Raw genomic sequence first — 22034 nt, forward strand, 5'->3', positions numbered from 1 at the left:
CCTCATCGTGTCAAGGTCTCCTGTCCAGGAAGGTGGTCGCCTATCCCGGCAAGGACGTCTCGCGCGCCTGCCTCAGCCGGCGGCGGCCGCGGGCTCGTCGCGCGCGAACAGGCCGCGGCCCGCGAACAGGTCGACGACGAGGTCGCCCTGCTGGCGCATCAGGTCGGCGTAGGCGGCGGCCGTGCCCTCGGGGTCGCGGCGCTCCAGGCCGCGCAGGATCGCGGCGGTGCCGACCAGCTCGACGTCGATGGAACCCGGGACGAGCTCGAAGAAGTTGCCCGGGATGATGCCGGACATCGCGCGCAGCAGCGGCGCGAGCCGCGGCGAGTGCGCCAGGTCGACGACGGTGGTGTGGAACTGGCGGTTGTGCCGCCACACCGCGTAGGGCCGCGGGTCGGCCAGCAGTTCCCGGCGCTGCTGGGTCAGCCGGGTGATGACCTCCGGGGTCGCCCGGCCGGCGCCGCGGCGGGCGGCGAAGCCGTAGAGCAGCCCGTACAGCTCGTAGTGGTCGCGGACGATGGTCTCGTCGATCGCGGCGATGAACGTGCCGCGGCGAGGCCGGACCGTCACCCAGCCCTCGTGCTTGAGGGTCAGCAGCGCCTCGCGCACCGGGATCCGGCTCACGCCGAGGGCCGCGGCGACGTTGTCCTGGGGCACGCGGTCGCCCGGGCGCAGCACGCCGTCGAAGACGAGCCGGCGGATGTAGAGGACGACCTGCTCGCCGGTGCTGCGCTGCGCGCCCAGCTCGTCCGGTGGCGGCAGCGCGATCTGGTCGGTGTCCCGCGCCGGTGGAGTCGTCATGCGCCGCCGTCCTCGTGTGCCGCTGCCGCGGGCGTCGCCCACTTGTATCAAGAATACAAAATACATGGAACGATCGAAAGCTCAGAAGTAGTAACGCCCGAGGTGGTCGACCACCACCGCCGGACGCTCGCCGCCGTCGATCTCGATGGTCGTCCGCATCGACACGGCGAGGCCGCCGCCGCCGAGGTCGTCGGCGGCGAGCAGCCGGGTCCGCGCGCGGATCCGCGCGCCGCACCGCACCGGCGTGACGAACCGGACCCGGTCGCTGCCATAGTTCACCGCCATCCGGAACCCGGTCACCGCGACGATCCGCCCCACCAGGTACGGGACGAGGGACTGGATCAGCAGGCCGTGCGCGATGGTCGCCCCGAACGGTCCCGAGGCCGCCCGCGCCGGGTCGACGTGGATCCACTGGTGGTCGTTCGTGGCAGCCGCGAACGCGTCGATGCGGTCCTGGTCGATGACCAGCCACTCCCCCGGGCCGAACTCGTCCCCGACCGCCGCCCGCAGCTCGGCGGCCGATCCGAAGCTCCCCTGGATGCCCGCGGCCGGCATGGTGGCCCCCCAACGTCGCGACCAGCGCCGTCAGCCCGGCGCGATGATTGTATGTTATATATTTGATTCCTCCGGCGCGCCAGCCACCCGCGCCCGCCACCTTGCCCGATCACCGGCACGGGACCGACGGAGAGAACCCATGCGCCCTGACGACCCTGACCCCGACGGCCCTGGCCCCGTCGACGCCGGCCCCGCCGAGGCCCACCCCGCCGGCGGGCCGCTCGCCGGCGTCCGGGTGCTGGCCCTGGAACAGGTGCAGGCGGTCCCGTTCGCCACGCTGCTGCTGGCCCGCCTCGGCGCGGACGTGGTGAAGGTCGAGCCGCTCGCCGGCGAGTCGGGACGGGCCGCGCGGCCGGCCGTGACCGACGCCGCCGGGCAGCCGGCCGGGGCCACGTTCCTGCGCTACAACCTCGGCAAGCGCAGCATCGCGGTCGACCTCAAGAGCGAACGAGGGCGCGATCTCGTGCTCGACCTCGCCGGGTCGTTCGACGTCCTCGCCGAGAACCTCGGCCCCGGGCGGGCGGAGCGCCTCGGCCTCGGCTACGAGGCGGTGGCGGCCCGCAACCCGCGGCTGGTCTACCTGTCGGTCACCGGGTTCGGCGGCGGCGCGGACTCGCCGTACGCGGCCTGGCCCGCCTACGCGGCGGTGGCCGAGGCCATGTCCGGGATCTACGAGTACTCCCGGCGCCCGCACCAGCCACCCGTGATCAACCCGGTCGGCGGGCTGGGCGACATCGGCACCGGGCTGTTCGGCGTCGTCGGCGTGCTGGCCGCGCTGCGCCACCGCGACCGGACCGGGCTCGGCCAGCTCGTCGACGTGGCGATGTTCGACGCGATGGTGGCGGTCTGCGACATCGTCGCCAACTTCTGGTCGCTGGGCCTGCGCGCCGAGCCGGACACCGAGCGGCGGGTCCCGTACATCCTGGGCGCCTTCCGTGCCCAGGACGGCTGGTGCGTCGTCCAGGTCATCCGCGAGCACCAGTTCCCCCGGCTCGCCCGGCTCGTGGGCCACCCGGAGTGGACGTCGGACGAACGCCTCGCCACCCCCTGGGGCTGGCACGACCACTGGGCCGACGTGATCCGCCCGGCCCTGGAGGCATGGGCCGCGGACCGGCCGATGCTGGCGGCGGCCGGCGCGCTCGCCGGCGCCGGCGTGACCGCCGCGCCGTGCTTTCGCCCCGAGGACCTGGTGGCGGACCCGCACGTCGCCGCGCGGCGCATGCTGGTCGAGATCCCGCGCGGCGACGGCGTGGACCAGCCGGTGCTCGTCGCGGGCAACCCGATCAAGCTCTCCCGGGTGCCCGAGGAGCCGCAGAGCGCGCCGCCGACGGTCGGCCAGCACACCGCCGAACTGCTCACCGAGCTCCTGGGCCTGGACGCCGCCGCGCTGGCGCGGCTGCGCGCGGACGGCGTGATCGGCGGCGGCCCGCCGGCCTGAGCGCGGCCGGCGGGCCACCGGCCCGAGCATGGCCCGCGGGCCGCCAGCCGCGCTCAGGGGCGGACTCAGGGGGCGAGCGGCAGGCCGAAGAGCCTGATCGCGTTGCCCCGGGCGATCTTGCGGATCTTCGCGTCGTCGAGATGGCCGAACTGCGCGGCGGCGGCGGCGCGGCTGCCCGGCCAGGTGCCGTCCTGGTGCGGGTAGTCGGTCTCGAACATGATGTTGTCGATGCCGACCCGGTGCAGCAGCTCGATCCCGACGGCGTCCTTGAAGAAGCAGGCGTGGATCTGGCGGTAGTAGTACTCCGACGGCGGCCGGGGGCAGTTGAGCTGGGCGTTGCTCCAGCCGCGGTGGGTCTCCCAGACGTCGTCGAGACGGTCGAGCAGGTAGGGGATCCAGCCGATCTGGCACTCGGCGTACATCAGCAACAGGTCGGGCATCCGGTCGAGCACGCCGGAGAACAGGAAGTCGCTCATGCTGGCGACCGAGTTGCCGAAGATGATGGTCGCCGGCACGGCGTCGGGGGCGTCCGGCGAGGCCTGCGGGGTCTTCGTGCCCGAGCCGATGTGCATGCACAGCACCGTGCCGGTCTCGGCGCACGCCCGGAAGAACGGGTCCCAGTAGCCGGTGTGGATGCTGGGCAGGCCGAGGTAGGTCGGCAGCTCGGTGAACGCGACGGCGCGCACGCCGCGGGCGGCGTTACGGCGGACCTCGGCGGCGGCGAGCTCCGCGTCCCACAGCGGCACCAGGCACAGCGGGACCAGCCGGCCGCCGCTGGGGCCGCACCACTCGTCGACCATCCAGTCGTTGTAGGCCCGCACGCACAGCAGCGCGAGCTCGCGGTCGTGGGCGCGCAGGAAGATCTGGCCGGCGAACCGCGGGTAGTTCGGATAGCAGAGCTGGGCCTCGACCCCGTTGAGCTCGTTGTCGGCGACCCGGGCGGCCGGGTCCCAGCACCCCCGGCGCATCTCGTCGAAGGTGACGCCGGTCAGCGAGATCTCGTCGGCCGGGTAGCCGGCGGCGGCGATCAGCCGCTTCACCGAGTACCGGTGGTCCTCGTAGAACCACCAGGCGATGGGCGGGCCCTCGGTGCCCGGCTCCTCGATGTACCCGCCGCCGTCGAGCTTCGGGGTGCCGGCCGGCAGGTACTCGACCCGCGGCCCCACCTCGCGGTAGCGCGCCGGCAGCCGCGTGGTCCACAGGTCGGGCGGCTCGACGACGTGGGCGTCCACGTCGACGATCGGCGGGATGCGCGCGGCCGGGTCGGCGCGCTCGCCCGGCGCGGTTGCCTCGATGGTCATGAGCGAACCCCTAAACTGTATGTTTGATACATGATATTTGTGTCGTCCTGAGGCCGCAATGCCCGACGCAGACGGCCAGGGAGGTCGACCATGCTGGACCGACGATTACTCGCGCCGCACGCGCTGGCCGCCTGGGCGCGGCGGTCCCCCGACGCCCCGGCCCTGGTCCAGGTGGACGGGCCGCGGCTGACCTACGCCGAGCTGCTCGCCGAGAGCTACCGCTGGGCCACCTGCCTGCGGGAGCTCGGCGTCGGCGTGGGCACGCACGTGGCGACCCTGCTCACCGACGGGTTCGACCCGCACCGGGCGATGCTCGGCCTCGCCTGGCTGCGCGCGGTCGAGGTCCCGCTCAACACGGCCTACGTCGGCGAGATGCTGCGGCACACGCTCGCCGTCTCCGAGGCGACGACACTGGTGACGACCTCCGCGCTGCTCACGCGGGTCGCCGAGGTCGCCGGCTCCCTTCCCGCGCTGACCCGGGTCCTGCTCGTCGACGAGCCGGCAGGGGCCCCCGGCGTCACCGGCCCCGGCGGGGAGGCCAGCAGCGGCGGACAGGCCGGAGGCGGCGAGGATGCCGGGGGCCGCGGGAATGGTGGGAGCCGCGGGGAGACCGGGGTTGGCGCGGAGCCCGGCGCCGCGTGGCCGGCCGGCGTCACGATCGTCTCGCTGGGCCCGGCGCTGGCGGCGACCGAGCCGGCCACCGACTTCGCCGGCCCGGACGTGTCGGACGTGAACTGCCTGCTGTTCACCTCCGGCACCACCGGCCCGTCCAAGGCCGTCATCACGCCGTGGGGACTCACCTACCAGATGTGGTCCTGGGTTCCAGAGGACACGCTCGCGCCCGGGGAGGCGCTGTACTCCGCCATGGCGCTGTTCCACAACTCCGGCCGGTCGGGCTTCAACTACGTGCTGGGGCGCGGCGGCTGCCTGGTGACGCGGCCGAAGTTCAGCGCCACGCACGTCTGGGCCGACGTGCGCCGGTACGACTGCGTCGCGCTCGCTCTCGTCGGGCCGCTGACCGCGCTGCTGTTCGCCGCGCCGCCGCGTCCCGACGACGCCGACAACCCGGTCCGCGGCGTGATCCTCGGCCCGATGATCGGGCGGATGGCCGAGTTCGAGCGGCGCTTCGGGGTGCGCGTCGCGACCTGCTACGGCCAGACCGAGGTCGGCGCGCCGCTGGCGACGGGCTGGGACCACGGCCCGTGGGAGAACACCGGCCTCCCGCGCGCCTCCTGGCCGGGCTTCGAGACCCGGATCGTCGACGACAGCGACGAACCGGTCCCCGCCGGCCAGGTGGGCGAGCTGGTCGTGCGCGCCCGCGAGCCGTGGTCGATGAGCCTCGGCTACCACGGGATGGCGGAGGCGTCGGCCGCCGCGTGGCGCAACGGCTGGTTCCACACCGGTGACGCGTTCCGCGCCGACGCCGACGGCCGGCACTACTTCGTCGACCGGCTGCGCGACACGATCCGCCGCCGCGGCGAGAACATCTCCTCGTTCGAGGTCGAGGCGGCCGTGGCGGCGCACCCAGGGATACGCGAGTGCGCGGCGGTGGGCGTGCGCACCGAGCTCGGCGACGACGAGGTCCTCGTCGCGGTCATCGCCGCCGACCCGTCCTTCGACCCGGCGGACCTGGTGGCGTTCCTGGACGGCCGCCTGCCCGCGTTCATGGTGCCGCGCTACGTCGAGGTGGTCGACGACCTGCCCCGCACCTCGACGACCGGGCGGGTCCGCAAGAACGAGCTGCGGGCCCGCGGCCTGCCACCCACCGCCTGGGACCGGCTCGCCGCCCCCGCTACAGCGGCAGGTAGACGTTCTTCGTCCGGATGAACTCGTCCAGGCCCGCGCGGCCGCCCTCCTTGCCGAAGCCGCTGCCGCCGAAGCCGCCGAACGGGGCGCTCGCGGGGAGGGCGGCGAAGCCGTTGACCGAGACGTACCCCGCGTCCAGCGCGGCGGCGACCCGGTGCGCCCGGCGCAGGTCCGAGGTGTGGACGTAGCCGGCGAGGCCGTAGGCGGTGCCGTTGGCGAGCTCGACCGCCTCGTCCTCGTCGCGGAACGTCAGCACCGTCAGCACCGGGCCGAAGACCTCCTCCTGGGCGATCTCGGCGGCGGGGTCGACCCGGTCGAAGACGGTGGGCGCGACGAAGAACCCGCCCGCCTGGCCGCCGTCGACGGTCGGGACGTCGGCGGGGCCGCCGCCGAGCAGGAGCTCACCGGCGCCGCCCGCGCGGGCCCGCTCCAGCATGCCGAGGATGCGCGCGCGGGCGTCGGCGGACACGACCGGGCCGACGGCGGTCGCCTCGGCGAGCGGGTCACCGACCGGCAGGGCGGCGGCGGTGGCGACCGCCGTGCGCACCACCTCGTCGTGCACGGACTCGTGGACGATCAGCCGCGTCGGGAACACGCAGCCCTGCCCGGCCATCCCCATGCACACCGTGCCGGCGAACCGGCCGGCGGCCTCCAGGTCCGCGTCGGCGAAGACGAGGTTGCCCGACTTGCCGCCGAGCTCGAGCACGACCGGCTTGATCACCTCGGCGGCGCCGGCCAGGATCGCGCGGGCGGCCCGGTGGCCGCCCGTAAAACTGATCTTGTTGACGCCGGGGTGGCGGACGAGCGCCGCCCCGGCGGCCGCGTCGCCGGGCACGACGTTGACCGCGCCGGCGGGCAGCCCAGCCTCGAGCGCCAGCTCACCGAAGATCAGCGAGGAGAAGGGCGCCAGCTCCATCGGCTTGACCACCACCGTGTTGCCGGCGGCCAGCGCCGCCCCGGCCTTGCGCGCGACCGACGAGATGCCGCCGTTCCAGGTGGAGATGATCCCGATGACGCCGTAGGGCTCGGCGAGGGTGTAGTCGAACGCGTTCTCCGGGAAGATCGGGATGACCCGGCCCTCGAGCTTGTCGGCGAACCCGGCGTAGTACTCCAGGTAGTCGGCGGCGCGGCGCGGCAGCGCGGTGGCCGTCGCCGCCGGCACGGCGCACTCGAGGGTGAGCACTCCCCCGATCCGTTCGGTGTCGCGGCGCACCAGCGCCGCCAGCCGCAGCAGCGCCGAGCGCCGCTCGTCCGGGCGCAGGCCACGCCAGACGGCGAACGCGGCGCGGGCGGCGTCGACGGCGGCGGACACCTCGTCCGGCGACGCCAGCGTCACCGCGGCCTGCTCCCGCCCGGTCGCCGGGTTCACATGCGGGTGCGTCCCCCCGCTGCCGGCGGGCCGCTCGTCGCCGACGAGCAGCCGCCCGGGCGGCAGCAGCTCGGCCGCCAGCGCGGTGTGACGGGCGACGTCGACCGACATCGGCACCTCCGGAGTGACTGGCTGGACGGGCGCGCGCCGGCCGGCGGCCGGCCCAGCGGACGATGGCCGGCCTCGGGGGCGGCGGCGCCCGGCCAACCGCCCCTAGCGATCATGCTATCGGATCATATATCTAATATTCATTCACCGCGAGCGGGCACGCGAAGGGACCGACGCATGATCACGACGGGGATCACCGTCCAGCGGCAGGCAGGCGCGCTGGGCGCGCTGGTCACCGGCGTCGACCTGGCGGCCGGCGTCGACGACGAGACGTTCGGCGCGATCTACCAGGCATTCCTCGACCATCACGTCATCTGCCTGCGCGGCCAGCAGGACCTGACGCCCGCCGGGCAGCTCGCCTTCGCCGCCCGCTGGGGCACGGTCTCGGTCCACCCGTACGTGCCGTCGATCGAGGGCCACCCGGGGCTGATGCGGATCTACGACCCCAACCCGGTGACCCAGACCTGGCACGCGGACACCACGCACACCCCGCGCCCGCCGGCGCTCACCCTGCTGCTGGCCCGGGCGATCCCGCCCTACGGCGGCGACACCATGTGGTCGAACGCCCACCGGGTCTACGAGGACCTCTCCCCCGGCCTGCGCGAGACCCTGGACGGGCTGCGCGCGGTGCACCGCGGCACCGAGCTCGCGGCGTCGGCGGGGCTCGACCGCGAGGCCGTGACCACCACCCACCCGGTCGCCGCGCGCCACCCGGTCACCGGCCGGCGCGCGCTGTTCGCGAACGCCAACTACACCGTCCGCCTCGACGGCTGGAGCGAGGCCGACTCGGCCCCGCTGCTGCGCCACCTCTACGACCAGGTCGGCCGGCCCGAGTACGTCTACCGGCACAAGTGGCGGGTCGGCGACCTCGTCATCTGGGACAACCGCGCCACCCAGCACTCCGTCGTCGGCGACACCGCCGGCGCCGAGCGGACCCTGCACCGGGTCACCATCGAAGGCGACGTGCCCGCGTGAGCGCGGGCAAGGGCACGGGCACACATATGGACACGGGCGTGGACACGGACACGGGCGCGCTCGTCGCGGCGGCGGACCTGCGCGCGGCGCTGGCCGGGATCCTCACCGGCTGGAAGGTGCCGGCCGAGCAGGCCGGCGCCGTCGCGGAGCTGCTCGTCGAGGCCGACCTGCGCGGCGTCGACTCGCACGGCGCGCACCTGATGTCGATGTACGTCTCCCGGCTCGCCTCGGGCGACCTGTCCCCCACGACGACGGTCAGCACGGTGCACGACGACGGCACCACGGCAGTCCTCGACGGCGGCCTCGGCTTCGGGCAGCTCGCGGGGCTGGCGGCCGCCCGGCTGGCCGCCGAACGCGCCGAGCGGCACGGCGTCGCGGCCATCGCGGTCCGCGAGACCACCCACCTCGGCGCGCTTGGCGCCTACACGGCCCGGGTCGCCGAGGCGGGGCACATCTGCCTGTGCGTCCAGAACGGCCCGACGTTCGTGCCGCCGTTCGGCGGGGTGACCGCGCTGATGTCGACCAACCCGCTCTCCTACGCCGTCCCGACCGGCCGTGAGCCGACGATCGTCTACGACATCGCCACCACGGCCGTCGCCGGCAACAAGCTGCTGCTCGCGAAGAAGCGCGGCGACCCGACGATCCCGGCCGGCTGGGCGAACGACGCCCACGGCCACCCGACCACCGACACCGCGGCCGCCTCCGTGCGCCACCTGCAGTGGTTCGGCGGGCACAAGGGTTTCGGGCTGGCGCTGCTCGTCGAGCTGCTGGCCGGCGTGCTCGCCGGCAGCTCCTTCGGGACGACCGAACGCACCGCGTCCGCCCTGCACGGCGACGCCCGCATCGCCAAGGGCGTCGTGCTCGTGGCGATCAGCCCCGAGCGGTTCACGCCCAGGGACACGTTCACCGCGGCGGTCGACACCCTGATCCGCGAGATCCGCGGCGGCGAGCGGGCCGCCGGGGTGGACCGCATCTGGCTGCCGGGCGAGCCGGAGCACGAGCGGGCGAAGGTGCGCGCCCGCGACGGCATCCCGCTGCCGGCGGCGCTCGTCGCCGAGCTGCGCCGGCTGGCCGCCGACGTCGGGGCGGCGCCGCTACGGGTCCGCCCGGCGGGCCAGGAGGAGAGCTGAATGGACCTGTCACTGGACGAGGCGTCGAGCGCGGCCCGGGAGCTGGCCCGCGCCGTACTGGCCGGGCGCCCGGGCCGCTCGGCCGCGCGCGCGGCCGAGCCGCTCGGGCACGACCCGGCGCTGTGGGGCGAGCTGTGCGCGGCCGGGTTACCCGGGCTCGCCCTGACCGCCGAGCACGGCGGCGGCGGCGCCGGCCTGCACGCCGCGACGGTGGCGGCGGTCGAGCTGGGCCGGGTACTGGCTCCGGTACCGTTCGCCGAGCACGTCGCGGCCGCGCGGCTGCTCGCCGCGGCGGCCCCTGGCCACCCGGACCTGGCGGCCGTCGTCGCGGGCGACCTGGTCGCGACGCTCGCGCCACGGGTACGCGCCAGCGCCGGCGAGCTGGTGCCGGCGGGCGCCGTCGCGGACGTGGTCCTGGCCCTGGTCGACGGCGAGCTGACCGCGGCCAGGTCCGCCCCACCCGGCGCCGCGTTACCCAACCAGGGCGACCTGCCCGTCGCCGACCGGGACCTGCGCGCGGGCATCGTGCTCGGCCGGGGGCCGGCGGCGGTGGCGGCCTTCGAGCGGGCCCGCCGCGAGTGGCTGACGCTGGTGGCGGCGTGGCTCGCCGGGCTCGCCGACGGCGCGCTCGACCTCGCGACCGGGTGGGTCAAGGAACGCGTCCAGTTCGGCGTCCCGATCGGCTCCTTCCAGGGCGTCCAGCACGGGCTCGCCGACCTGCCCGGCCTGGTCGACGGCGCGGCGCTGCTGGCGCGGGAGGCCGCGTGGTGCCAGGACACCGGGCGCCGCTCGCTCACCGGCGCCGCTGGCGGTGAGCTCGCGCTCATGGCCGCGCTGTTCGCCGCCGAGGCGGCGCGGGCCGCGGCGGGGCGGGCTGTCCAGTACCACGGCGGCCTCGGGGTCGCCGTCGAGCACGACGCGCAGCTGTTCTACCGGCGCGCCAGCGCCTACCCACCGCTCACCGGCGCCGGGCGCGACCTGCCCCGCGAGCTCGGCCGGCGCCTCGTCGACGACGCCGGCGACATGGCGGGCCCCGCCGGCGACATGGAGGTCCCCGCCGGCCCGTCGGCCGGGTCCCTGGCGGATGACGACCCGGCCGGCAGCGGCCCGCACGGCACCGACTCATCCGACGGCGACTCACCCGACGGTGGCGAGGGCTTCGGGCACCGGCCCGCCGTCGCGGCGTTCGCGGCCGAGGTGCGTGCCTTCGTCGCCGACCACCTGACCGACGAGATCCGCGACGAGATGCACCGGACCGGCACCGTCCACGTCCCCGCGCTGCACCGGGCGATGGCCGCCCGAGGCTGGCTCGCCGTCAGCGAGGAGACGAACGAGCGAAACGGGCGTCCGGCGCGGGACGAGGGCGGCGGCCAGGAGGGGGTTCCGGCGCCCGGGGCGCGGGCCGCGCGCGACGCGCGGGAACTGGCGGCGCTCTTCCGGGAGCTCGAGATCGCCGACGCGCCCTACCACGGGATGGCGACGACGATGATCGTCGCCGGGGTGCTCGAGCGCATGGCGGGCCCCGCGCTGCGGGAGAAGGCGCTGCCGAAGCTGCTCGCCGGCGAGGGGATCGCCGTCCTCGGCTACTCGGAGCCCGGCTCGGGCTCCGACGTCGCCGCCGCCCGCACCCGGGCCGAGCCCGTCGGCGACCCGCCCACGGCCTGGCGGATCAACGGGCAGAAGATGTGGACCACGCTCGCGCACGAGGCCGCGTACTGCTTCCTGCTGGCCCGCACGGCCACCGACGTGCCCAAGCACCGCGGCCTGACGATGTTCCTGGTACCGCTGGACACTCCGGGGATCACCATCCAGCCGATTCCCACGATCGCCGACGAGCGGCCGAACGTCGTCTTCTACGACGACGTCGTCGTTCCGGACGAGTACCGGATCGGCGACGTCAACGGCGGCTGGGCGGTGATGGCCGTCGGGCTGAGCCTGGAGCGCGGCGTCATGGGCGGCACCGCGATGATCGAGCCGCTGGTCCGCGAGGCGGCCACGTGGGCGGCGCGGCCGGACCCGGACGGGCACCGTCCCGCCGACGACCCCGCGGTCCTCACCGCGCTCGCGCGCGCCCGCGCCGACGCCGAGGTCGCCTTCCTGCTCACCGGGCGCGCCGCCTACCTGAGCGCCGTCGGCGAGTCGCCGGCCGTCGCCGGCACGATGGCGAAGCTGTTCGCGTCGACCGCCTACCAGCGGGCGGCCCGCGAGCTGCAGGACGCCGCCGGGCCCACGGGCATCCTGCACAGGTCGGCCACGGGGAGCGTTCTCGCGCCGCCGGCCGGCGGCTACCTGGAACGGGCGGCGCGGCACGCCGCCGCCGTCACCATCCAGGGCGGCACGACCGAGATCGCCCGCAACCTCGTCGCCGAGCAGCGGCTCGGGCTGCCCAAGACCCGTGGCGGCACCCGGTCGGCCGCCCCGCGTCGCGACGGCCCGGCCTCACAGGGCTGAGCCGATGGGGCACCAGGTCGGTCGACACGAGGCCAGTCGAGACGAGGCCAGTCGACACGAGGTCGACGGCCACGAGGTCTGTGGGCATGGGGCCGGTCGGCACGAGGGGCCGGGGCTCGGCGCGGACGCGGAGGCGTTTCGCGCCGAGGTCTGCGCCTGGCTGACCGACGCGCTCACGCCGGCGCGTACCGCGCCGCACGCCGACCCGACCGACCGGACCGGGCTCGACGAGGACTTCGAACGGTGCCTGCAACGCGAGGCGGGCCGGCGCGGCTGGCTCGGGATCGGCCTGCCGGCCGAGCTGGGCGGCGGCGGACGGCCCGCGTCGTTCACCGCAGTCTTCCAGTACGAGGCCGCCTACCACCACGCCCCGCTCGTCGACACGGCCGTCACCCTGGCCGCGCCGCCCGTCGTCGCCTTCGGCGACCGGGAGCAGCGCGCCCGGCTGCTGCCGGCCATGCTGCGCGGCGAGATCGAGATGTGCATCGCCTACACCGAGCCCGGCGCGGGCAACGACCTCTCGTCCCTGACGAGCACCGCGCTCGCCACCGGCGACGGCGGCTACCGGCTGTCGGGGCACAAGACGCTGGTCACCGGCGGCGGCCGGGCCGACCTGTGCCTGACCGTCGCCCGCACCGACCCGACGGCGCCCGCGCGCCGCGGCGTGAGCATGTTCCTCGTCGACACCACGCTGCCCGGGGTGACGGCCGTCCCGCGGCGCACCATGGCGGGCTACGACCTGTGGGACCTGCTGTTCGACGACGTCGCGCTGCCCGCCGGAGCCCTGCTGGGCACCCGCGACGAGGGCTGGCGCCAGCTCGCCTACGCCGTCGAGCAGGAACGCACCGGCATGTTCACCCTCGGCTGGTGCCAGCGCCTGTTCGACGACGTCCGCGCGTACTGCGCGGCGCCGGCTGGGAGCGCGGTGCCGGCCGGTAGCGCGGCGCCGGCCGGTAGCGACGCGCCGGCCGGTGGCCGGGCCCCGCTGGACGACCCGCTGGTCGCCGACCGGCTCGCGGCGCTGTGGGCCGAGCTGCGCGCCGCCCGGCACGCGGCGGTCCGGCTGGTCACCGAGGAACTGGCGGGCGAGCGGTCCAGCGCTTCCGCGTCGGTCGCGAAGGTGCTGCTCACCGAGCACGCCCAGCGGCTGGCCCAGTTCGCGACCGAGGTGGCGGGGCCGGCGGGCACCATCGCCGGGACGCCGTTCGGCCCGGCCGCGCCGGGCGCGCCAGCCGGCGGGCGGTTCGCCCACGAGTACCTGTTCCGCTTCGACGGCACCGTCTCCGTCGGCACGAACGAGCTGCACCGCGACGGCATCGCCACGGCCGCGCTCGGCCTGAGCGCCCGCCCCCGGCGCGCCGAGCCCGGCCCGCCGGACCAGGCGGCGGCCCCGGCCGGTCAGGCGCCCTTGGCCACCCCGGCTGGTCCGACGCCCTTGGCCACCTCGGCCGGTCCCGCGCCCTCAGGCACTCCGGCTGGTCCGACGCCCTCAGCCGCCCCGGCCGGTCCCGCGCCCTCAACTGCCCCGGCTGGTCAGGTGCCCTCAACCGCTCCGGCGGCTCCGGCGCTCGACCCGCTCGCCGACGCGGACCCGCGCCGCGAGGCGGTCCGCGCGCTGCTCGGCTCCTGGCGCCTGGGCCAGCTGGCCGCGGTCCAGGCCACCGCCGCGGGGTATGACCGGGCGCTCTGGTCCGCGCTGCTGGACGAGATCTGGCCACCTGCCTCGGCGCCGCCCGCCGAGCTCGTGGCCGCGACCCGGGTGGTGGCAGAGGAGCTGGGGCTCGCCCGCTGCCCGCTGCCGCTGCACGCCGGGCTCGCCCAGGCCGACGCCGCGCTGCTGGTCCTGGGTGAGCAGGGCCGGGCCCATCGCGACGCGCTGCGCCGCGGAACCACCCGCTACGCGCTGTGCGCCCACGACGCGGCCGGCGCCCCCTTCCCCGCGAACGTCTCGGTCGTGGCGCACCCCGCGCCGGACGGGCGCTGGCGCCTGTCGGGCCGGACCCGGTACGTGACCTACGCCGACAGCGCCGACCTGTTCCTGCTACCTGCGCGGCGCGTCGACGACGGCTACGACGACGGCGCTGTCGCCTACGCCGGCGGCGATGCCGGAGGCGACGCCGGGGGCGACGCGAGCGCCGAAGCCGGTGGCGCCACCGGCCACACCGCGGGCGCCTATATCGGCCGGCCTCGGCTCCTGCTCGTGGCCTTGCCCGCGTCGACGCCCGGCCTGCGGCTGACCACCCACGACACGATCAGCGTCGACCATCTCGGCGACCTCGATCTGGTCGACGTCACCATCCAGCCCGAGCAGGTGCTCGCCGACGACAGCGACGCCGGAGACGACGGACCCGCCACCGCCGCGCTCACGGCGGCGGTAACCGTGGGGAGCCTGGCCCTGGCCGGAGAGCTGACCGGCCTCGCGGCGGGCCTCCTGCGCGCCACCGTCAACCGCGTCGGCGCCCGTGTCGCCTACGGCCAGCCACTGGCCGCGCTGCAGGCGGTCCGCCAGCGGGCAGCCGACCTGTACCTCGACGTCCTTACCGCCCGCGACGCCGCTGCCGCTGCCGCTGGCGCGCTCGCCGAGGCGCCGCTCGGCGTGCTTGGAACCGACCCGCTCGCCGCGGTCGCGGCGGCGAAGGTCACAGCCACGATCTCGGCGGTGCGCGTCGCCACCGGCGCCCACCAGTTGTGCGGCGGCTGGGGCCACCTCGACGAGGCCGGCCTGCACCACTACACCCGGGCCATCAAGGCCGCCGAGAGCCAGCTTGGCCCGGCGTCACTGCACCGCGCCTCCATCGCCGGTCACCTGCGCCGCTGACCAGCGAGCGGCCGGTCAGGTCGGTGCCCGTCAGCAGGTGAGCCTCACGGGTCATGGAGTATCCGACCAGCACGTAAAAGCGCGCTGTTTGCCGACCTCGACAACCGCTACGGCGGAGGCCACGCCCGCCATGGCCTGATCGGTTTCCTGTCCGGCGACGCCGCCGCCCTGCTCCACGGCCGCTACGACACCGCCACCGGCCAGCAACTGTTCTCCGCCGTTGCCGAGGCCATGCTGTTGACCGGCTGGATGGCGTATGACGCCGGAGCCCATGGCCTGGCACAGCGCTACCTCATCCAGGCCCTGCGCCTTGCCGAGCACGGCGAAGACCGTTTGCTCGCTGGCAGTGTGCCGTCCGCGATGAGCCACCAGGCCACGTTCCTCGGTGACTTCCACCAGGCCGCGTGCCTGGCCCGCACGGCGGTGGTCGGTACGAAGGGCGTGGCGACGGCGACGCTGACCGCGCAGTTCCACACGATGGAGGCCCGCGCCCACGCCGGCCGTGGCGACGCCGCCGCCTGCGACATGTCCATGTCCGCTGCCGAAACCGCGTTCAGCCGCCGCAACCCCGACGACGATCCGGCGTGGATCAGCTACCTCGATGAGGCCGAGCTGTCCGCCGAGTTCGGCCACTGCTTGCGCGACCTCGGCCGCGCCGCCGGCGCCCGCACCTGGGCAGGCCGCTCCGTCCAGGCCGCCAGCGACGGCACCTTCGCCCGCTCCGACTTCTTCGCTGCCATGGTCCTGGCCGACGCCCACCTCGACCACGGCGACCCCGAACCCGCCTGCACCGTCGCCCTCCAAGCGTTGGCCATCGGCGACCAGCTCAAGTCCGCACGATGCGCCGCCTACGTGACCGATTTCCGCGGCCGACTCGCCAGGGTCGGGCGCGCGTCGGTGGCCCGGCGGTTCGTCGAGCAGGCCGCCGCCCACCGACTCTGGCAACCGGCCATCACCTGACCGCGGCGGAGGTCAGGAGTAGAAGCCTTTCCAGTACGTCTCAGCGTCCACGGCGAAGTCGCCTGGCCGTTCGCGCCGAAGTCGTTCATAACGGCGCGCGAACATGTCGAGCGCTTCGTGCAGCCCGCTGCCGAACTCCTCGCGAATCTTCGCGATCCCCCGAAGGATCTGGTTATCCAGGATCTGACGGTCGATGGTCACCCAGCAGGCTTCTTGGCCACTGATCGGGACCGCGTCCACCACCAGGGAACGTACGGCGCGCAGAATCTCCTTGTCAGTACCGGCGCTCAGATCGACCTCATCCTCACGCAACGGCTCACGCCGCTGGAGACGAAGCACCGCGCGCAGACCGGCCCGCAGATCGTCAAGCTCTCGGCGGAGCGCGTCGCGCTCCGCCCGTACCTGGTTCAACTCCACGTCGAGATCGTCCGTCACCGCTGCACCCTAACCAGGCCGTGACCGCCCTCCCAACGCGTTATCTCCTACAGCAGTGCCCAGTCACGGCGACTAGCCCCCAAGCGCAGCGCCGCGATGCGCTTGCCGAACTCCGCCGCCGCCCGCGGTTCCGCACCCACGTTCTGCCCGACCCAGATCACCATCATCGTCTCCCGGATGTCCCGCAACACCGGATACCCGGCCCAGGCCATGACATCGAAGCCGTAGCCGTCGACGAACGCCCGGTACTCCTCGCCGCTCTGCCACCCGTAGGAGTCCGCGTACATCGCGGTCAACACCAGGTCCCACTCCCGCGGGCCGTGGGCGAAGCCGTCCAGGTCGATCAGCACCGCCCGCCCCGACCCGTCGCGCAGCACGTTGCCCACGTTCGCATCCCCATGCACCGGCCCCACCGGCAGCACGAACGACAGATCCGCGTACTTCTTCCGCAGCTCGACCACCCGATCGAGCAGGAACCCACGATCCCGTTCCGCGACGTTGCCCGAGGCCCGGATGCGCGCATCGACCCGGGCGAACGGGTCGAGCTCCGGGAGCACCAGACCCACCGGCGCGGCCAGCCCGTGCAGCCGCCGCGGGATCGCCGCGAGGTCGGTCACGGTGCCGTAGTCATCGCCGGAACCAGCCGCCGTCCAGAACGTGACCACCCGCCCATCGACCACCACCGGCTGAGCCACCGCGACGCCGGCCGCCTAGACCACGGGCACGCTTCCAGCCGTCAGCCAGTCCGAGACGGCCAGCTCTCGGCGTGCCGCATCGAGATAGGCCACCGACCGCCCGACCCGCACGACGACGGGAGTCGAGCCGGAACACGGCATGCTCGCCGAGCAGAGACAACCGCTGTAGCCGTCGCTGTCGCCGTCGCTGCAGACTGCCGAATTGCTCGATTTTGAGATCAAGCGCGGTGCGGGGCTTACGCCGCGCGACGGCTGCGCGTGGCGCTGGCGCGCCATGCTCGCCGGCGCGTCGACACCCCACACCGCCATGCCTTACCCAACCGGAAGGGCCGACAGCGGACTCCCGGGTTCGAGGTACCAGCCACGGGGCGACGAGCGGAACGAGTCGCCCACCACTGCGCACGCCCGTTGGAGGATGCTGCCGCGCCAGTCCGCTCCTCGGCGCTGGCGCGCCTGCGGGGCGGACCGGCTTCCCCTCGAAACACCCCCGCACCGGCGCACAGCCCACACGCGTATCCAGTTCGCTTCGCTCACCGGACAGCCCGACCCGCCCGGCCTGCCAGCCAAGGCACCCTTCAGTGGTTACCCTGCGGCATCAGTTCGCGCACACCCCCTGTTCGCGGGTGATAGCGAGATTGGCACCGATAGTGCGCGTATGGGTGTTGTCGACGCCGAAGACCCGCGTGAGGTCGGCTAGAACCTGCGTGTGCAGGTTGTTCGCATCCGCGACCCGCCCCACCGCCCGATAGGCGCTGGCGAGGTTGCTCCGCGACATCAGGGTGTGCAAGTGATCGACACCCAGCACCCGCTCCGCGTCCGCCACCGTCCGTTCGAACAGGCCGATCGCCTGCTCCACCCGCCCCACCGTCAGGTAGGCATAGGCCAGGTTGTTCCGCGCGGTCAGGGTGGACGGATGATCGACACCCAGCACCCGCTCCCGATCAGCCACCGTCCGCTCGTACAAGCCGATCGCCTCCGCGACCCGCCCCACCGTCAGGTAGGCGTAGGCCAGGTTGTTCCGTGCGGTGAGGGTGTCCGGGTGATCGACACCCAGCACCCGCTCCGCGTCCGCCACCGTCCGCTCGTACAAGCCGATCGCATCCGCGACCCGCCCCACCGCCCGATAGGCGCTGGCGAGGTTGTCCCGCGACATCAGGGTGTGCAAGTGATCGACACCCAGCACCCGCTCCGCGTCCGCCACCGTCCGCTCGAACAGGCCGATCGCCTGCTCCACCCGCCCCACCGTCAGGTAGGCGTGGGCGACGTTGTTCCGTGCGGTGAGGGTGTCCGGGTGATCGACGCCCAGCACCCGCTCCGCGTCCGCCACGGTCGACTCGAACAAGCCGATCGCGTCCACGACCCGCCCCACCGCCTCATAGGCGCTGGCGAGGTTGTTCCGCGTGGTCAGGGTGTCCGGATGATCGACACCCAGAACCCGCTCCCGATCAGCCACCGCCCGCTCGAACAAGCCGATCGCGTCCACGACCCGCCCCACCGCCCGATAGGCGCCAGCGAGATTGTCCCGCGACATCAGGGTGTCCGGGTGATCGACACCCAGAACCCGCTCCCGATCAGCCACCGTCCGCTCGAACAAGCCGATCGCGTCCACGACCCGCCCCACCGCCCGGTAGGCGTAGGCGAGGTTGTTCCGCGACATGAGGGTGTCCGGGTGGTCGACACCCAGCACCCGCTCCCGATCAGCCACCGTCCGCTCGTCCAGGCCGATTGCGTCCGCGACCCGCCCGACCGCCTGGTAGGCGTAGGCCAGGTTGTTCCGCGCGGTCAGGGTGGACGGGTGATCGACACCCAGCACCCGCTCCTCGTCCGCTACGGTCCGCTCGAACAGACGCAGTGCAGCGGCAACCTGTCCGTGCCCCTGTAGGTAGGTTGCGGCTCTGTCAGCCAGCCAGCACAGATCGTCGAGCGCCTGCACCGACCGGTCCCGGCCGCGGTCGGTGACCGTGAGCACGTGCGGGAGCAGCATCTCCCACCGCGGCCAGCCAGCAGGGTTCCCCCAAATCTCGCCGGGCAGCACGGCCCGCAGCAGGCCAGCAAGCGTCGTCAGGACACCCGCCACACTCTGCGCGGACATCGCGTCGCGGACCGCCGCGCCCACCAGGCGGTGCACGATCAGCCGGTCCCCGTCCCGACGGGCCAGGCTGAACCGGACCAGCGCCCCGACCGTCTCCAACCACCCCCGCCGGTCTGCAGCGACCCGCGCGAGCGTTCCGCCAAGCCGGTCGGGATGATCGGTGAACAGGTCCAGCGGGATCGGTTCCGGGTCGCACCAAGCAGACAATTCCAGCAGCTCCACCGCCGCCGGTAGCTCGACCCGCAGCCGGTCCACCGACGACCGCCACACGTCCTTGACCGCACTGCCCGGCTGCTCCGCCAGGAGCGCCGCATACTCCTCGGCCGGCGTGTCGGTCTCATCGAGATAGCCCGCGGTTGCGTCCACCCCCAGCGGCAGATCCCCCATCAGCTCCGCCAACCGACCCGCCGCCGCCCGGTTCACCCCCGGCACACGGTCGGCGATCAGCTCGACCGACGCCGTCCGGTCCAACACCCCCACCGACACCGGCACCCCCAGCGCCCGCACCGAACGGCGGCGCGAGGTCACCAGCACCCTGCCGCCCGCCGACGGCACAAACCCCCTCACCGCCCGAACACTCTCAGGGTCGTCGACGTTGTCGAACACCACCAGCCACGACCCCAACAATCCCAACCCCGACCACACCACCCGCGCATCCGCCCCGACCGGCAGACCCAATGGCACCGCCAGCCCAGCCAAATGCTGGTCGACAAGTTCCACGCGTTCCGACGGCACCCACCAGACCACGTCGAACCGGTCCGCGTACCGGTGCGCGTACTCCAACGCCACCGACGTCTTACCCACCCCACCCATCCCATCCAACGCCACCAGCGCCACCCGGCCGCCGCCCGACAACACACCGTGCACCCGTTCCAAGAGCCGTTCCCGCCCGACGAACCGCACTGGCCGGCCCGGCACATTCCACGCCAACCGCCCTCCAGGCCCCGAGACCACTGCCCCCACGCCGTCGGCGAACACGGCGTTGCCCGGATACAGCTCCCGCACCGCCCCCAGCAGCCGCGCCGTACCCCCCACAACCGCGCCGGCGCGCAGCTCCCCCGACACCGACCCCCAGAACAACACCGCGTTCGGCGCACCCCACGGAAACCGACCCGCCGGAAACCCCGCCTGCCCCAACACGAACCGCGCCGATGCCTCACCCGGGAACAGCTCAGCCATCGCACGCACCTGCACACCGCTCAGACCCTCGCCCACCGGCCACCCCCGCCAGCGCCGACGTCACACGAACCGTCACCTAAACGAACATCATCCCACCCCGAGCACCACACCAGCCCCGGCAACTCCCACACCGCCATCACCCGACACCCCGTCCACCAAATCCACTGTCCGCATGGACCGCCACCCGGCGGCATGTAGCCAACCGTGTAGCCCAGCCGGCGGACCACAGCGGCCACCGACGGAACCAGCACCGAGGCCGGACCGAGCGAGCGGACTCCCGCGGACGTCGGCGGACGGGCCGAAGCGCCTTTGCAAGGCAGAGATCCGACGGGCGTAAGCGCCCCGACGCCGGACCCGACGAGCACCCTGGCGGGGCCGGAGCGGCAGTCGGATCGCAGACAGGTGCGGACGCGTCGAGCAGTGGGCCTGCATCACCGGCGGCCGGGGAAGGTTAGCTTGTTTCAGTAGACGCAGCCTGATTCTGCTTTAGAGTGTTCCCGTTGCGATCCTTCCATTCGGTGCGACCGTTCTTGCTTCCGCCTGTCAGCACGCTTGCAGCACTTGACGGACTGTTGAAGACGTAATTCTTCGTCAAGCGGATCTGGTCATTTCCATGTGGGATGAGAACGCCTTCGTCGATCAACTGCTGTCGGAGCTGACGATAGGCAGGGTTCATCACCTTCGTTGCGGCTCGCCCCAACGCCCCATCAAGGACCACGAAACCCCGCGCTCCATCACGGGCCTCGGCACTGGTCAGCTGGGCTGAGAGAAAGTATGGAAGCCCGTCGCTTTCCAGCCTCACCGTGTCAGGTTCATGCGTGGATGAGGCTGCGGCGATGGCCTCACTTTCTACGCGCACAACGTCGAAGACTCCAACGTTTACGAGGGGAAGAAACAAGAGAATCTCGTCCAGGTAGGATTCCATGTCCGCGACTTCGGCTTCACCGAGATCCCGAGCTGGGGGTGCGTTTCCGTTATCTAGTACCGCCACCTTCGCTTCAGTCGCAAGCTCAATCAGGCGAGCTTCCAAGTAGCGGACGTGGGCCTTATTGAGCGAGTTGTCTTTCGCGGTAAAGACGACGGCTCTTGTCCAGAAGTCTTTTTCCTTCTGGTGCTGGTCCAGGCGATCGCGCACCTCCTCAGCCTCACCGACGTACACTCGCTCGCGCCGCTCGTCCATCGGATCGGGCCCGAGCAAGATATATACGCCTGTCTGGCTAAGCGTAGTCCGCGCCCTAGCTGTTGGATAATCGGCGCGAGAGAAGGCAAGACTGATGCCCGTCGAGCCGCTGCGATCAATTACCCGAAGCCCTTGCGGCACACCGTCTGGCAGGAAGATTCTGATGGTACGCCCACGCCCACGCCGGCCCGCTCCCACGAACACCTATTCCCCCTTCTAGCGCTCTCCTGCTTGCCACCACGATGCATTGAACTTCCGTGCCGTTTCGCTGCCCGTCTATGTTGGTCTGCGTGGCCGTTCCTTCGTCCGCTCGCGCCGGTCGATCTTACCGGCCGGCCCCAACGGCTCCGCCCGCGAGCCCGAGACGATGACGATCCAAGTGGTGTCCCGCGCCTTACCGCCACCGCGACGGCTCCACACGATGGCGGACGCCCGCGCGGACGTTGATGGACCACTCACCCTCTTCTCCAACCCGCGGGTCGGCGCGCGGGGCAGTCGGCGCCGCAGCAGGTGAGTCGATCAGCGGTTGGCAGCCAGAGCGGCAGCCAAGCCAGCGGATGGCGGTGGACGAGCGCGGACGTCCACGGAATCCGGACTGCGTGTGACCTGGGCCGGTGGACGCTGGCGGACGAATACAGACGAGTATCTGACGATCTCATCATGTGCCGGTCTTCGGTTGAAGCCCCACCATGCGATAGGCAGGTAGGGAGTCCTGCGCCACGCCCTACAGCGACGGCCGGG

16 protein-coding genes are annotated in these 22034 nt (G+C 73.3%); 7 read left to right on the top strand and 9 right to left on the bottom strand.

The genetic code is table 11. From position 1 onward, the window contains the following. Positions 1-72: 72 nt before the first annotated feature. Both I6A81_RS30470 and I6A81_RS30475 read right to left on the bottom strand, forming a co-directional pair. Positions 73-801 carry a GntR family transcriptional regulator gene (locus I6A81_RS30470; protein WP_203002825.1) on the bottom strand — a complete coding sequence of 243 codons (729 nt, stop codon included), beginning with the start codon at positions 799-801 and terminating at the stop codon, positions 73-75. An 81-nt stretch (positions 802-882) separates the two neighbouring features. Then, positions 883-1356, bottom strand: coding sequence for a MaoC family dehydratase (locus tag I6A81_RS30475; RefSeq protein ID WP_203002824.1), 474 nt, complete (start codon positions 1354-1356; stop codon positions 883-885). Between the two features lie 139 nt (positions 1357-1495). Between I6A81_RS30475 and I6A81_RS30480 the strand changes: the two genes are divergently transcribed. Next, on the top strand, positions 1496-2794 hold the full coding sequence (locus tag I6A81_RS30480; RefSeq protein WP_203002823.1) for a CaiB/BaiF CoA transferase family protein: 1299 nt from the start codon (positions 1496-1498) through the stop codon (positions 2792-2794). Positions 2795-2859: 65 nt separating this feature from the next. Here I6A81_RS30480 and I6A81_RS30485 read toward each other — a convergent pair whose 3' ends face one another. Continuing rightward, on the bottom strand, positions 2860-4095 hold the full coding sequence (locus tag I6A81_RS30485) for an amidohydrolase family protein (RefSeq protein ID WP_203002822.1): 1236 nt from the start codon (positions 4093-4095) through the stop codon (positions 2860-2862). A gap of 90 nt (positions 4096-4185) precedes the next feature. Here I6A81_RS30485 and I6A81_RS30490 point away from each other — a divergent pair, with 90 nt between their 5' ends. Continuing rightward, positions 4186-5922, top strand: a complete 1737-nt coding sequence (locus I6A81_RS30490; protein ID WP_203002821.1) for an AMP-binding protein — start codon at positions 4186-4188, stop codon at positions 5920-5922. Here I6A81_RS30490 and I6A81_RS30495 read toward each other — a convergent pair. Further along, the gene (locus I6A81_RS30495; protein ID WP_203002820.1) at positions 5888-7381 is read right to left on the bottom strand and encodes an aldehyde dehydrogenase family protein; all 1494 of its coding nucleotides are present in this window, start codon (positions 7379-7381) and stop codon (positions 5888-5890) included. The two genes, I6A81_RS30490 and I6A81_RS30495, sit on opposite strands and share 35 nt — an antisense overlap. A gap of 174 nt (positions 7382-7555) precedes the next feature. Between I6A81_RS30495 and I6A81_RS30500 the strand changes: the two genes are divergently transcribed. Genes I6A81_RS30500 through I6A81_RS30515 form a run of 4 tightly spaced genes read left to right on the top strand, consistent with a single transcriptional unit; the run spans position 7556 to position 14752 of the window. Further along, positions 7556-8353 (top strand): TauD/TfdA dioxygenase family protein, encoded by a 798-nt coding sequence (locus tag I6A81_RS30500; RefSeq protein ID WP_203002819.1) that lies wholly within the window; start codon positions 7556-7558, stop codon positions 8351-8353. A 38-nt stretch (positions 8354-8391) separates the two neighbouring features. Then, positions 8392-9483, top strand: coding sequence for an Ldh family oxidoreductase (locus tag I6A81_RS30505; protein WP_203002818.1), 1092 nt, complete (start codon positions 8392-8394; stop codon positions 9481-9483). Beyond that, positions 9484-11934, top strand: coding sequence for an acyl-CoA dehydrogenase (locus tag I6A81_RS30510; RefSeq protein WP_203010383.1), 2451 nt, complete (start codon positions 9484-9486; stop codon positions 11932-11934). It begins immediately after the preceding gene. Between the two features lie 4 nt (positions 11935-11938). Beyond that, positions 11939-14752, top strand: coding sequence for an acyl-CoA dehydrogenase family protein (locus I6A81_RS30515; protein WP_203002816.1), 2814 nt, complete (start codon positions 11939-11941; stop codon positions 14750-14752). Positions 14753-14803: 51 nt separating this feature from the next. Here the strand turns inward: I6A81_RS30515 and I6A81_RS44140 are convergent, their stop codons facing one another. Beyond that, a complete protein-coding gene (locus tag I6A81_RS44140; RefSeq protein ID WP_238429016.1) occupies positions 14804-15073 on the bottom strand; it encodes a hypothetical protein in 270 nt (89 codons plus the stop codon). A 39-nt stretch (positions 15074-15112) separates the two neighbouring features. Between I6A81_RS44140 and I6A81_RS30520 the strand changes: the two genes are divergently transcribed. Next, a complete protein-coding gene (locus I6A81_RS30520) occupies positions 15113-15712 on the top strand; it encodes a hypothetical protein (protein ID WP_238429015.1) in 600 nt (199 codons plus the stop codon). 12 nt (positions 15713-15724) lie between these two features. Here I6A81_RS30520 and I6A81_RS30525 read toward each other — a convergent pair whose 3' ends face one another. The 4 genes from I6A81_RS30525 to I6A81_RS45840 all read right to left on the bottom strand — a co-directional run bounded on the left by I6A81_RS30525 (position 15725) and on the right by I6A81_RS45840 (position 21248). Further along, positions 15725-16147, bottom strand: coding sequence for a hypothetical protein (locus tag I6A81_RS30525; protein ID WP_203002815.1), 423 nt, complete (start codon positions 16145-16147; stop codon positions 15725-15727). Positions 16148-16194: 47 nt separating this feature from the next. Then, complete coding sequence (locus I6A81_RS44145) at positions 16195-16830, bottom strand: phosphotransferase family protein (protein ID WP_307875016.1); 636 nt, start codon at positions 16828-16830, stop codon at positions 16195-16197. A gap of 607 nt (positions 16831-17437) precedes the next feature. Continuing rightward, positions 17438-20149 (bottom strand): tetratricopeptide repeat protein, encoded by a 2712-nt coding sequence (locus I6A81_RS30535; RefSeq protein WP_307875017.1) that lies wholly within the window; start codon positions 20147-20149, stop codon positions 17438-17440. Between the two features lie 415 nt (positions 20150-20564). Next, positions 20565-21248: a GIY-YIG nuclease family protein gene (locus I6A81_RS45840; RefSeq protein WP_203002813.1), complete on the bottom strand. Its 684-nt coding sequence runs from the start codon at positions 21246-21248 to the stop codon at positions 20565-20567. Between the last annotated feature and the right edge of the window lie 786 nt (positions 21249-22034).

Origin of the sequence: Frankia nepalensis (assembly GCF_016786325.1) — a bacterium.
Taxonomy (GTDB): domain Bacteria; phylum Actinomycetota; class Actinomycetes; order Frankiales; family Frankiaceae; genus Pseudofrankia; species Pseudofrankia nepalensis.

What these genes read in the sequence shown, in the direction of transcription:
- I6A81_RS30470 (WP_203002825.1), bottom strand. Translation starts at nt 801, where the DNA reads ATGACGACTCCACCGGCGCGGGACACCGACCAGATCGCGCTGCCGCCA.
- I6A81_RS30475 (WP_203002824.1), bottom strand. Translation starts at nt 1,356, where the DNA reads ATGCCGGCCGCGGGCATCCAGGGGAGCTTCGGATCGGCCGCCGAGCTG.
- I6A81_RS30480 (WP_203002823.1), top strand. Translation starts at nt 1,496, where the DNA reads ATGCGCCCTGACGACCCTGACCCCGACGGCCCTGGCCCCGTCGACGCC.
- I6A81_RS30485 (WP_203002822.1), bottom strand. Translation starts at nt 4,095, where the DNA reads ATGACCATCGAGGCAACCGCGCCGGGCGAGCGCGCCGACCCGGCCGCG.
- I6A81_RS30490 (WP_203002821.1), top strand. Translation starts at nt 4,186, where the DNA reads ATGCTGGACCGACGATTACTCGCGCCGCACGCGCTGGCCGCCTGGGCG.
- I6A81_RS30495 (WP_203002820.1), bottom strand. Translation starts at nt 7,381, where the DNA reads ATGTCGGTCGACGTCGCCCGTCACACCGCGCTGGCGGCCGAGCTGCTG.
- I6A81_RS30500 (WP_203002819.1), top strand. Translation starts at nt 7,556, where the DNA reads ATGATCACGACGGGGATCACCGTCCAGCGGCAGGCAGGCGCGCTGGGC.
- I6A81_RS30510 (WP_203010383.1), top strand. Translation starts at nt 9,484, where the DNA reads ATGGACCTGTCACTGGACGAGGCGTCGAGCGCGGCCCGGGAGCTGGCC.
- I6A81_RS30515 (WP_203002816.1), top strand. Translation starts at nt 11,939, where the DNA reads ATGGGGCACCAGGTCGGTCGACACGAGGCCAGTCGAGACGAGGCCAGT.
- I6A81_RS30520 (WP_238429015.1), top strand. Translation starts at nt 15,113, where the DNA reads ATGAGCCACCAGGCCACGTTCCTCGGTGACTTCCACCAGGCCGCGTGC.